At 35.2% G+C, this 12194-nt stretch carries 9 protein-coding genes, 2 tRNA genes and 2 pseudogenes; 10 read left to right on the forward strand and 3 right to left on the reverse strand.

The window, feature by feature from the left end; all coding sequences use genetic code 11:
* Nucleotides 1-568: 568 nt before the first annotated feature.
* The 7 genes from MCY_RS04695 to MCY_RS09415 all read left to right on the forward strand — a co-directional run bounded on the left by MCY_RS04695 (nucleotide 569) and on the right by MCY_RS09415 (nucleotide 5905).
* Nucleotides 569-1651, forward strand: coding sequence for a quinone-dependent dihydroorotate dehydrogenase (locus MCY_RS04695; protein ID WP_007347227.1), 1083 nt, complete (start codon nucleotides 569-571; stop codon nucleotides 1649-1651).
* A 118-nt stretch (nucleotides 1652-1769) separates the two neighbouring features.
* Nucleotides 1770-1846 (forward strand) — tRNA-His (locus MCY_RS04700).
* Nucleotides 1847-2756: 910 nt separating this feature from the next.
* Nucleotides 2757-2873 carry a glycoside hydrolase family protein gene (locus tag MCY_RS10320; protein ID WP_425277834.1) on the forward strand — a complete coding sequence of 39 codons (117 nt, stop codon included), beginning with the start codon at nucleotides 2757-2759 and terminating at the stop codon, nucleotides 2871-2873.
* A gap of 1118 nt (nucleotides 2874-3991) precedes the next feature.
* The gene (locus tag MCY_RS10005) at nucleotides 3992-4147 is read left to right on the forward strand and encodes a hypothetical protein (RefSeq protein ID WP_019224407.1); all 156 of its coding nucleotides are present in this window, start codon (nucleotides 3992-3994) and stop codon (nucleotides 4145-4147) included.
* 829 nt (nucleotides 4148-4976) lie between these two features.
* Entirely contained in the window at nucleotides 4977-5285 is a 309-nt protein-coding gene (locus tag MCY_RS04715; protein WP_007347231.1) for a hypothetical protein, read from the forward strand.
* A 45-nt stretch (nucleotides 5286-5330) separates the two neighbouring features.
* Complete coding sequence (locus tag MCY_RS09410; protein ID WP_155887039.1) at nucleotides 5331-5468, forward strand: hypothetical protein; 138 nt, start codon at nucleotides 5331-5333, stop codon at nucleotides 5466-5468.
* 275 nt (nucleotides 5469-5743) lie between these two features.
* Nucleotides 5744-5905 (forward strand): hypothetical protein, encoded by a 162-nt coding sequence (locus MCY_RS09415; protein WP_155887040.1) that lies wholly within the window; start codon nucleotides 5744-5746, stop codon nucleotides 5903-5905.
* A gap of 2271 nt (nucleotides 5906-8176) precedes the next feature.
* On the opposite strand, the gene MCY_RS04725 is transcribed toward MCY_RS09415, so the two are convergent.
* Nucleotides 8177-9391 (reverse strand): porin, encoded by a 1215-nt coding sequence (locus MCY_RS04725; protein ID WP_007347233.1) that lies wholly within the window; start codon nucleotides 9389-9391, stop codon nucleotides 8177-8179.
* Nucleotides 9392-9720: 329 nt separating this feature from the next.
* Between MCY_RS04725 and MCY_RS04730 the strand changes: the two genes are divergently transcribed.
* Both MCY_RS04730 and MCY_RS10010 read left to right on the forward strand, forming a co-directional pair.
* Nucleotides 9721-9811 (forward strand) — tRNA-Ser (locus MCY_RS04730).
* 251 nt (nucleotides 9812-10062) lie between these two features.
* Nucleotides 10063-10173 (forward strand): annotated as a pseudogene (locus MCY_RS10010) (phage antirepressor Ant); the annotation flags it as partial.
* Between the two features lie 167 nt (nucleotides 10174-10340).
* Here the strand turns inward: MCY_RS10010 and MCY_RS09425 are convergent.
* Complete coding sequence (locus MCY_RS09425; RefSeq protein ID WP_019224410.1) at nucleotides 10341-10592, reverse strand: hypothetical protein; 252 nt, start codon at nucleotides 10590-10592, stop codon at nucleotides 10341-10343.
* A gap of 4 nt (nucleotides 10593-10596) precedes the next feature.
* A pseudogene (locus tag MCY_RS04745) lies at nucleotides 10597-11042 on the reverse strand (lysozyme); the annotation flags it as partial.
* Nucleotides 11043-11217: 175 nt separating this feature from the next.
* Here MCY_RS04745 and MCY_RS04750 point away from each other — a divergent pair.
* The coding region (locus tag MCY_RS04750; protein ID WP_007347238.1) for a tyrosine-type recombinase/integrase at nucleotides 11218-12194 on the forward strand (977 nt) is incomplete at its 3' end.

Below are 12194 nucleotides of genomic sequence, written 5' to 3' on the forward strand. Positions count from 1 at the left end.
TATAAGAGGTATTTTTACTCCTTTTTCTAGTATTTTATCCGTACGTTCATTTTGCTTTTGATGTGCAAGCAAGTGATTTAAATTGATTCAACATGAAACAGCTTTGAAATGAGAAAATATTAGGGTATTTGGATCTCTCATTTAACATGAAGAACGATGAGTTATTAATGTAAATCAATGTGTTGCTTAGTATTACACAAAGAAACTTTGGGAGTAGAGATAATCTTCTTACCTTTTAAAAAGTATTATGCACTTACCTGCAAGAGATAAGATCATAACTATAGTGAAAAGAGCTATTGATGTTTCAATTCGTGCTGCATTTTATAAGATTTAGGATTCACATTTTAATCTCTGAACAATGACGAAAAAGAGAAACATTTTGCCAAGAATAGAAAATTTTCTACCCAGTATGTATCAATATAAATGTGTAGAATTATTATGTAATGAATTTTTTGTAGAAGATGAGCATTATTCTTTGAATAATTTGCTCTCTTTATTGGCGATCTTTTGTGTTAAAAGATATAAATGGAGATGCGATGGATTATTTTTATTCTGTGGAGAAGGATTGATGAGTTTTTTTCATTGTATTGGTCGTTCTACTTTATTTATGTTGGATCCAGAGCATGCACATTGTTTAGCGATTATTGGGCTGAAAAGTGGATTAAACGGCTATCAAAAGGTTGTTGATAAACGTTTGTGTGTAACTCTTGCAGGGCTTGAATTTAGAAACTTTATCGGTCTTGCAGCGGGGTTTGATAAAAATGCAGAGGTTGTAGATGGTGTTTTTCGTTTAGGATTTGGTTTTACTGAAATTGGCACAGTGACACCAAAGCCTCAGGTTGGAAACCCTAAACCGCGGCTTTTTCGTTTAAAAGAAGATGAAGCGATTATTAATAGAATGGGTTTTAATAACGATGGACACCAAGTTGTTTACAACAGATTGCGTGCGTGTAAAAAAACTGGTGTTGTAGGCGTCAACATTGGAGCTAATAAAGATACGGTTAATAAGATTGATGATTATACTGTTGGTATTGCACATTTTTATGATATCGCTGATTATTTTACGGTTAATATTTCTTCTCCTAATACGCCGGGTTTACGCGATTTACAGGCTCGTAACAATTTGCATCTTTTATTGAGTTCGATTTCGCAAGCGCGAAATGAACAAAAGAAAAAGCACGGATTCTCCATTCCTATTTTTTTAAAAATTGCCCCCGATTTATCAGAACAAGAATTGGATGATGTTGCTGAAGAAATAAAACTTTCTGATTTTGATGGACTCATTGTTTCTAATACGACTCTTTCACGCCAAGATCTTAACAATAATCGATTCAGCAATGAAGAAGGGGGGCTTTCTGGATATCCACTTTTTAAGCGTTCTACTATTGTGCTTGCAAAAATGCGTCAAAAGTTAGGGAAGGAGATTGCAATTATCGGCGTTGGCGGCGTAAAAAATGCACAGACCGCTTTGGAAAAGATAAAAGCTGGTGCAGATTTGATTCAATTATACAGTGGGATGGTTTATGAAGGACCAAATCTTGCCATAACTATTCTGAAAGAGATTTTGCAGATGATGCAACAAGCCGGTGTTGATAACATAAGAGACTATCGTGATCATAGTCTTGAGCATTGGGCAAAATTGTCTTTGTAAAAAAATAGCGAGTTTTTTTAAAAGGGGCTTGCAAACTTTATTGATCTTCCTTATGTCAAATAAGCGAAGGATAAATGTTTACGAGATCGTGAGCAGTTATGATATATTTGTTTTTTAGGCGGTTGTAGCTCAGTTGGTTAGAGCGCTGGTTTGTGGCACCAGAGGTCGTAGGTTCAAATCCCACCAACCGTACCATTTATCTGTTCGCGAATTGCTCTAAAGCCCGTTATAAATGTTTTTTATGCCAAAAGTCCTAGCTTTTACGCGGTTTTTGCATTTAAGTTGTTCGCAAGCTGAAATAATTTTTCTTTTCATAAAAATCAGGTTTTTAAAGTTTTGAATAGCCCCATTTGTCTAAAAAGTTGTCGGCTTTTTCAAACGGTCGATAGTTTTAAAAAACTTGGATTTTTACGCTATTTAGTGCATGGTGTGTTTTTGCATTTCGAAAGTTCAACCACTTAACCAAATGAACTTCGAAAACTCTATTTTTATCATCGTTTTTTATTTCCTTTGCAAATCTGAAGAAAGAGATCTTTTTGCTAGACTAAGTACCAAAGCGAAGTATTCATGTCTAAAAATAGGAAAAAGCCGATTAAAAACAGTAGGCTGGAAAATATATTGCTGCGTTGAATGACATACCAATTTGAGAATACAATGAAAAGAATGACCACAATACTAGCACGAAGATCTTGGTACGAACTTGAAGATTACGCCATCTCTAAATAGTATGGCATTGACCACTTTATTCAGGTTTTGGATGAAGGATAAGAGCAATAGTTTAGCATTTTTGAAGATGACGGTAACAGTAAGAAACTGACAATCATAGAGATATTAAAAGATGAGACGCATGAAACAAAATGGAGTTGATTTGATAAAACAGTTCGAGAAATTCTCTCGGACTATTTATTTTGCCCGTTGGTTATCCAACCATTGGTTATAGTCGTATCGCTAAAGAGGATGAGAATTTTTCAAGATTCTTCACCGAAAGGTATGTGGAGAAGTATTAGCATCAAGATGCTGTTATCGCTGAGCATGTCATTTGAGGTTTAATAAATGTTCTCTTCAAAAATGGTCAGTTTGATGCACTGGTATTCTTTGCTATAATCTGGGTTCTAGTGCGTTACAACATTCAACACTATGCCGTAAAATCAACCGCGAGGAATTTGTAGAAGTGCCGGAGCAATTTCTGCGTTGGGTCTGTGGGCAGGCGATCATAAGTTGAAAGGGCTTATGCACTGCAGGGAGGTAGAAGCTATTGTTTATAAGCTATGATGGCCTATTGATTTTCATGGTTGCATTTGACCTTTATTATTTTTACCTTTCTTTTCAAGTCGGTAAGGGGGACAGGAAAATTCTCCTATCAAGCCTTTGAAAGAGCGATTTGTAGTAATTGCATAATGCAAAACCAAAACATAGTGCTAAGCCTTGCTCTTGTTTTCACGGGCATAATAGTTTGCATAATTGTATTATTCAAGTGCGGCAGCTTTTTTGCTTGCATAATGAGATCTTCCATATTTGAGGTGCACTTTATCTCGCACAAATATTTAGCTTTTTCTGTTTTGACAATAAAATCTGATTCGTAAATATGGCCTTTGGGGTCGTCTATTATAAGAAAATTGGGACATGGCCACATTCGGGGATAGCATTTCAGGGACACCCTCTAGAAGATGCGAAGAGCGCAATTCCTCATCTACTGAGTCAAAAGTTTGCTTTTTGTCGCAATGTTTTAAAGTTAAAAAAACCAACGGATTAATGCTATTCTTATTACTAGAAATAATGATGAAATAAAGGGGGGATAATTTGTTAATAGGTGTAGCATTATTTAAGAATATCAGCGGCGTGATTGTCTTTTTCTTGTTTCAGAACTGAGATAATAAACTCAGATATTGATGAATGAAATGGGAGCTTTAAATTGAAAATGTTAATTCCAGGAGACAATTAAAAGGCTATCCTAACATTCCAGTCAATGACAAAATTAATGAGATCGCACGAAGTACTGGTTATAAATAATTTAGCTAAAGAACATGATTTAGATGATAAGCTCAAAAAGATAAATATTTTTATCTTAAACAGAGAGCGGACTATAGTTGATAGAAGACTTCTCCTAGAACTATCAGATTTAAAGTTAATCTGTCAAATAGGTTCTATCGGTTCACATACTGATGAGGTCTGTAGAGATTTAGGAATTAAAGTATTAGATGATGGGAGATCCAACTTCTACTGCTAAATTTGCGTGGCTCTTAATTATGTCTGCGCGTAGAAAACTCTGTAAATATATGTCTGATATGAAAAAAGGACGCTGGAAAAGAGCATTTAATAACCAGATGAAAGGAGCTACTCTTGGAATATTTGGATGTGGATGGGTGTATTGGTAAAATGGTTGATCAATATACTCAAGCTTTTGATATGTCCATTTGGGTTTATGGGGGTGAATGTGCAGTAAAAGAAGCAAAAAATTTAAATTATCATTTTCATATTTGGTTAAAAAAGGGATGATAAAAAATGCTCAGTTTGGAAAATTCAACTTACTTTGCATTGGGTATTTATGGCAGCGAGCCAATATATGAGAGCAAGTTATTGCAATCATATAGAGTTGTTTATATACTACATCTGGGCTATGTGACTGGAGGGAGCTTTGAGAATTATTTTGAAAAAGTTTGCAAAGTATAGTGCTTTTTATGAAGATAGCTTAATGCTGGCTGAGCCAATGTTTGTAAAATTTATTCTATAGCGCTAATATGTCAAATTTGCATTATATATAATAACTTAATTTCCTTAAATTAAGATATTCCACGATTCTCATATTAATAAAATTTATCCAATCATATTGACAGTTTGTGTAATCAACATGAAATATCTAATTTACTGTTTAGATCATTATTTTAAAAAAAACTATTTTATTAAAATATGTTTTAATTGGAGGGCATAGTGAGCTATAATAAATTTATAGGAAAGAGTTATTATATTTGTTGCTACTATTGCTCAAGCGTCATATTGCTTTTTTGTCCGAGGAATTGGTTCTCTAGCTGGATTTTTTTAAGAGGGATTTATTGCTTAGTGACTCTCAGATAGGTTTGCTGTCTTCAGCAGTACAGTTCCTGCCTTAATGTAGCGGCCGAATGACTAGACAAGTTTAACGAGCGCTATATTGTTGGAGTTGGCGTGGTTGGCGTTTCTATCGCTCTCTTTTGTTTAGAGCAATTGCAGATAATTATATTTCCTTTTGGTTTGTTTGCTAATTTTAGGGGGATTTTATAGTTCTGCTTTATCTAGTGGTGTTAAATCTATTTCCTCATGGTTTCCACAATTTTAGCGCAGATTTGCAATGAGAATAAAGCAGGCAGGGCTATCATTAGGTGGGGGCATTAGTTGGAATGATTTTGCTTATTATTGCATTTGTTTATGTCATACAAAAGTTTCAATAGCAGAGAACGCATTGAATCATATTAATATTTGTCTCAAACATGCAGCTGCCTTGGGATTGAATGTTAACTTACAGGCAACAACAAAAGCATTGTCTTCCTTAGAAACCAAAATGCTTGTTTTAAACCCGTTCATAGAAGTGCTTCACATATTGTTGGGTAAAATAAAGCAGATCCTTTTGGGATGTTTTATACAACAGCTTCGCTCTTAGAGTATTCAGGATTTTAGGAGAAAGCAAAACAATTGTCTAAGAGTGTTGATCAGATTATTCTTTGCTGGGAAGATTATTCCTCAAGATCTAGGAGGCTTAACTTCATTGCGCCAAATGGCTGAAGCTATTATTACTATTGGTAATGAGCTCATTTTAGAACAATATTTGAATACGAATTTATAGGCTTGAAGCTAATGCTTAAACAAGAGAAATATTCAAGTTACATATTATCTTGTTTATGCTGATTAATTACAACAAATCAGTGAGATTATTGTTTTTTTGTCTTGGACAAGAAGATTTTATCATTATTAGCGAGGGATTGGGATCTACAGCTGATGATAAAAGACATGATGCTATTGCTCAAGCTGTAAGGGTAGACTTTGGTGTATCACGAGGATGCTTGGCAAACAATAAAAAGTCAATTACAATAATTAGGAACTGCACTAGATATCAGGAATGTGCGTCAAGCATTGTTTTCTGAGACGGTAAAAGTGCTTGATAATTCTACAGGCACAACATTTGGTTTTTCCCTCTTTTGTGATGCGAGTACACCTGTTGTTTTGTCTGCTCTACTTATGCAAGATTTTACCACTTTTAGAGAATTATTGAGAGCTGCATGAGAAGAAATATTTTTCTGTATCATGTGCTCAATATGCGTGGATGTTGATTAGAGTTGATAGAAAGTATTATTGCGCATTAGGTTGATTGTCACTTATAAATGAGGCATTTGAGCGATATTTTTATGGACAAGCTCTTATGTTTTGGTGCAATGAGTTGGTTAGTTTTCCATACCCTTGGAACAGCAATTTTATTGAAGAATTGGAAAATTATTTTCGTTTATATTGGGTTAGTGCAGGAGTTACTACTGCTTGTAAAAAATTAGGAGTGCATATAGGTATGCATTGCTTTGTAAATGATCTGCTGCTTTTAAAATATTTTCAACCTATAAAAAAGCGCAAAAAATATTATGCAGATTAAGGTTTAGCTTGTCACTTTTCATCGGGATATTAGAAAAGAAATATAAAAGTCTCTGCATGCTGCAATAATAATGCAGATGAAAGGTTATAGCGTTGCCATTGGTCAGTTTTAAAAAATATTTGCTAACGTACAAAAGCAAGTAATACTCTATAGGGACGTAAAAAATATTGCCAAAATTGTTGTACTTCCTATTATAGAAAATGTTTTACTCCTTTCTTAAGTGGTTTGGGTCTGTACATTAATCTTTCTTGTGATGTACACGAGAATGATTTTGGTTGATTCATTGTAAGAGTAGGGGAATGTGAATATTTTGTTATGTTAAAGTTTCCCATTAATTAATGTGCTATTTATTATAAATCGAGCTGCTTGAGAGTTATAGAGACCAGAAAGAGATGCAAGATATTTAAATGATAATTTATTTTTTCTGAAATAAGTTTTTAAGTTTTATCAACTTTTCGCTTCCTCTTATAATGAAAAGAGTCTAATAAACAGGCTTCTTTCTTGCACATAAAGGATGAAGATTCTTACCAGAGTCGGTTTGTAAATAATCCGGATTTGTGCCGAGGGGGGGGGCCACTTGGATTCCCACTCATATGATTTAATTAAGGTTCTATGGACGGATTCTATTTTGAATATTCATGAGGCATAAAGACTTCTTATCTCAGGAGGTTTTTTTATATCTTATAACTCTACCTTAAATGACGGTTTTTTTACAGCACAACAAGATAAAAAAAACATCTATTTATACCTTTAAGCAATAAAATTGATGTGTGCGTAAAAAAATCTTTTAAAAAGAAGGAGAGAGGTTTCTGAGAATTGTTGCTCTTTGTTCTGAAAGAGCAGTGATAACATGTGAAAGTGCGTGAGATATTTAAGAGTGATTATTAGCTTTATATTTGATAAAGCAAACTATTTTCATAATTCTTTATTTATAATATGGAATATGAGAAGTATCGATTATGAGTTTTATTTTTTTGTGCAAGCAAAGATCAGTAACACGTAAAGAAAAATGCAAAGAACAAAGTGCATCGAGCAGAAAATAGAAGTGTAATTTTTTGAAAGTTTGGAAAAATATGTATTTCTTGCTTTAAAAAAAATATTTTTTATGTTTTCCAAAGAGGATTAAAACTCTAGAAAAATCGGTTATTTTGTCTCATATTGTTCTTCTTTACGAAAAATATTTCTATGATTTCTTATCCTCATTATATTCAATACCATCGTTTAGGGCAATGATATCACGTTCATATAAATTTTATACGTGAGGTGTTTTTTATTCGCGTATATGAGAATATTCTTCATATATTTTATTGGTTTATCTTGATGAAGATGTATTGCATGAGTGTGAGTAGATGGAATTCACTTCAAAAAAGTAAGGCAGTTTACAGATCGGTACTGGTAGGAGTCTTTATTTTTGAGGAAGAGAAGAGGGCAATTTATAGCTCTGATGGCATATTTTTTGATGATCAAAATTGATGAGGTAGTATTGTAAAACATTGTGTTGTATAATGGTGATGTAAGACAAATTCATGCTTATCAAAAATACAATGATACCTTTGTGTTTGTTCAGAGCAGTTAAATTGAATATTCGGTTTAGAACTTCCCTGAGAAGCTTATGACCTAAATTAACAAAGGTTAGGCATCGTTTACCAAGAAAAATCCAATTGGTAATAAAGCAACGGGGATGTTCATGATTTCAAAAGGCAAGAAAGAGATTGTTTGAAGTGACGTGTAAATGCGTGTGAAGTATTTTTATAAAGTGCATCAGGTTAATTTTCGAAGAATATTTTTGTAAAACTAGGTAGTTTTTATCGGAAAGATAAGAAAATAAGTCTTAGAAAATGATGCTCATAATATTCAAAAATAAAAACTGACAACTTATGTTGCCAGTTTTTAAAAGCTGTATTCTAATGGGATTAGAATGAACGCTGTAAACGGATCATGCCTTGGAAAGCACTTTTTCCATTCAGGAAATGTTTTTCATTATTCTGTGCGTCCTTCATAACACGATTATCATTCCAAGAAACATAAGTCAATTCAGGTGTAATCACAAACCCTGGAACCAGCGTGTATGCAATATTTACAGAAGTTGCAAAGGTTTTTACAGCACTATAAGAAATTTGAGCATTCAAACTTGCTTTTGGAGTGAGTTTGTAGGTAGTACCTGCCCAAGCAGCCCATTTACCGCCCCAGTTTGCATAGATCGTTGTACTTTTTCGTGATAATACATCCTCTGTACTTTCTGTGTAGTAATCAAAGCCATTTTTATAACCAGCCATTACCCATAGGTTGAAACGATCGTTGACATTGAAATCTGTACGTACTTTTCCAGCCCACTTTTTGTAGTAAGCATCATATGCAGCAACTGCTGAAAAACCACCCCATTTTTGCATAAACTTTATACCCAAAACGATATTGGGCGTGTAATCTTTAACTTCTTTACTTGGATCAGGCCCTTCCTCGGAAGGAACAAGTTTACCATCTTTATCAATGTAGTACGATGGCACTGCTGTTAACTTCGCGCTTACAGGAAGAGTATCAGCGTTATTACCTAATTCAGCTCCTATAATAGCAGAAAATCCGGTATCACCACTAAAAGTGTAAGAAATAAAATTGGTGCGTGTTGTGCCGGCAGGTGCTATGTTGCTATCATTTATAACATTTCCATAACCACCAGTCCAGCTGTTGAAAATCGTATCGTCAAGACCTATGCGAAAACCACCCAGTTCAATGTAGGCGGCTCCAAGTTTGGCACTAGCTGTATCACGACCTTTACCCCAGCCTGAATAAATTCTTGCATATGAACGCAGTGTTCCCATTTCTGTTTCAGATGCAGCTTGAAAAACAAGGGTGAGCCGTGATGAGGCGCCATAGGTTTTTCTTTTGTTTTTCAGTTCAGTTTCGTTTGTTGCATTGATATTATCACCGCTCATAAAATCAACACGAACATTTCCTGATAAACGCATGCAAGTCTCTGTTCCAGGGATATAGAAATATCCTTTTCCATAAGCATCACAAACGCGAACATATTCTATAGGTTCAGGTTCAGCAACAACTGTTGAAGCAGCATGTGCCCCAGAAATTATTAAAAAAGCTGCTGTAGAGCTTAAAAAGAGGGATTTAATATTCATATAGGATCTCCGAGGTCCGTTTAATATTTTTTATTTAATCTTCTTTAGATAGTATCATTTGTCTAACGCATTTAAAGACAAAAATACAATAAAACACGCAATACTTAATTATCTTAGCTATACTAATCTTTTTAGAGTTTCAAATATGAAATTACCCTTTTGTAATGTATACATGTACTATTCGAGATGATGTTGTAAAAAAGGCACAGTTTTTATTTTATAAATTTTTTATCCCTATGGGATCAATTAAAGAAGAAAAATTTCAGATATTTTGGAAAAAAGTCGAAAATGCCTTGAATTTTCTATTGATACCATTTATGCAGATTAGTGGAGAGGTGGCCGAGTGGTCGAAGGCGCTCCCCTGCTAAGGGAGTAGAGCTCAAAAGGCTCTCGAGAGTTCGAATCTCTTCCTCTCCGCCACGGAGCTTTTATCGTGCTATAACTTTTTGATTTTACATGTCTTTTTTTAAGGTTCGGGATAAATAAATAAAGGTTCGGGAATAGGATTTTCCAATGTGTTTCTACAAAGCACTTCCTTTTTTCCTAACTTTCTCCAACAATTTTTTAAATTCTGCCGAATCCTGTTGTGAAAAATTCTCTAAAGTTTTAACAAATATGCTAGCAGTTTCGCTGTCAAATGAAGCAGAGGATTTGATTGTGAAGTTCTTTTCCATGTTCGTCTTATTGATGCTTTTAGAGTCGATGAAGAGAATAGAAAATATAAAGCTTTCATTAAAGAAGCTAAGCGGGTTTTAGCAACATCTGTTACGAAAGCTGCTTAGTTTTAAAACCGATTTCATCTGCCCGTTTCAAAAGCGGGGAGGGGATAAGGCTTTCAGTTTTTGAACCCCACTGTTTGAGATGTGCAAAGATATTATTGATTGCCTCCACAAGGCGTGCGAAATTGATAATTCATTTGCTAAACAGTTTCGCACATCTCAGAATGTATTTAGAGTCGGATATTTGGTTTTTGTGTAAAAATATTTACCAATGCATCTATAAGGCGTGAAAAATCAAGCGCTAGTAAGAGTATAATGAGTACAATCCATCTCGTATAACGTGACATCACTTTTATACTTTTAAGTTTTTTTCTGTTTGCTTTTGCCGTTCTGCCTTTTTTCCAAGGGTAAAAGCTTTTGCCAAAGCCATAAAAAAAGCGGCTAGAGCCGCGCCTATTAACAGCAGATTTCTTTTCATCCATAAGATCATAGGCGGTGTTCCTGAAAACGTTTAGCAACAAAGAAAATGCCAGCACATGCAGCTAAAACCATGATAGTGGCGAGCGCCCATTGCACTGGACCATTGCCTGCTAATAAGCCTCCAAGCCCAGAAAAAGAACCAATGACTGGTGCAAGCGCTTTCCACCGGCTTTGGTCCATTTCTGTAATGCGGTTGGAATTGCTTCATAATCGCCACTATTAAGTTTTTTTAATAGGGTCGAATTGCAAAAAGCTGTTGTTCCTACATTATAGCAAAAGGAGACCAATGCCGCGAATTGTTCATCGGTTAAAGAAACTTGAACGGTTTGTTCAACGGTATTTTCAAATTGTCTTAAATCTTGGCAAAGAAGTTCTTCAGCTTGTTTTTCAGTGATTGCCATACCTTTATGAACAAAAGGTTTTCCAGCATTGTTTGTATGTCCATAACCAATATAACACATTGATTTATAATGATAATCTAGCATTATTCATATTGAATTAAAACACCGAATAACGTAAGATTCTCTCATTTCAAATCTGTTTATGTTGCATCAATTAAAATCACTCATTTGCACATCACAAGCGGGATGAGTGTGTGGATCAAATTTGTATAAGAAAGGAGTAAAAATGGCTCTTATGAACCGTCTTAATGCAAGGGCTGTCGCAACATTGGGGGCTGGCAAATATAATGATGGCGCCGGCTTGCTTCTTCATAAGCGTAAAGATGGAGGTGCTCAATGGATTTTACGGTATACCCTTCACGGGCGCCGTCGCGAAATGGGATTGGGAGCATTAAGACATGTCTCTTTAAAAAAAGCCCGTGAATTGGCAAATCAATGGCGTTCGGTTTTACACGAGGGACGTGACCCCATTAAAGAACGCAATAAACAAAAACGTGAGGCAATAAGCAATCTCCATTATTTAAAAGATATTGCACTAGATACTTTTGAAAGTCGTAAAGCTGAATTAAAAGGTGATGGTAAAGATGGAAACTGGTTTTTACCATTACGCCTTCATATTCTCCCTAAATTAGGCTGCCTCCCCGTTTCAGAAATTACACAAACTGAGATACGCAACACTATTGCCCCTATTTGGCATACAAAAGCAGGAACAGCTAATAGAGCTCTTATTCGTCTCAATCTTTGTCTCAAACATGCGGCTGCATTGGGGTTGGATGTTGATTTACAAGCTGTAGAAAAAGCACGCGCGCTCTTAGGCAAACAACTCCATAAAACACAAAATAGACCAGCCATGGATTGGAAAGATGTACCCACTTTTTATAAAACACTTTGCCAAAAAACAACCATAACACAACTGGCTTTGCGTTTGCTTATTCTGACAGGAGTTCGTACTAATCCACTGCGTCATATTCGTGAAAATCAGATTGATGGGAATATTTGGACTATCCCTGCTGAAAATATGAAAGGAAGACGGGATGCTACAACAGAATTTCGCGTCCCCTTATCATCTGAAGCATTGAAAATTTTAAAACAAGCGCGCCTGCTTTCTCGCAATGATTTCTTCTTCTCTGCAACCGGTCGCGGTCCCCTTGCTGAACGCTGTATGTCACACTATATGCAACAGACTGGACTTAAAGCCTGCCC

This window comes from Bartonella rattimassiliensis 15908, from assembly GCF_000278215.1.
GTDB lineage: Bacteria > Pseudomonadota > Alphaproteobacteria > Rhizobiales > Rhizobiaceae > Bartonella > Bartonella rattimassiliensis.

Bases quoted from the DNA above. Each gene is read 5' to 3' on its own strand.
- MCY_RS04695 (WP_007347227.1), top strand. From the start codon at position 569: ATGAGTTTTTTTCATTGTATTGGTCGTTCTACTTTATTTATGTTGGAT.
- MCY_RS04715 (WP_007347231.1), top strand. From the start codon at position 4,977: ATGAGAATAAAGCAGGCAGGGCTATCATTAGGTGGGGGCATTAGTTGG.
- MCY_RS04725 (WP_007347233.1), bottom strand. From the start codon at position 9,391: ATGAATATTAAATCCCTCTTTTTAAGCTCTACAGCAGCTTTTTTAATA.
- MCY_RS09425 (WP_019224410.1), bottom strand. From the start codon at position 10,592: ATGGATGAAAAGAAATCTGCTGTTAATAGGCGCGGCTCTAGCCGCTTT.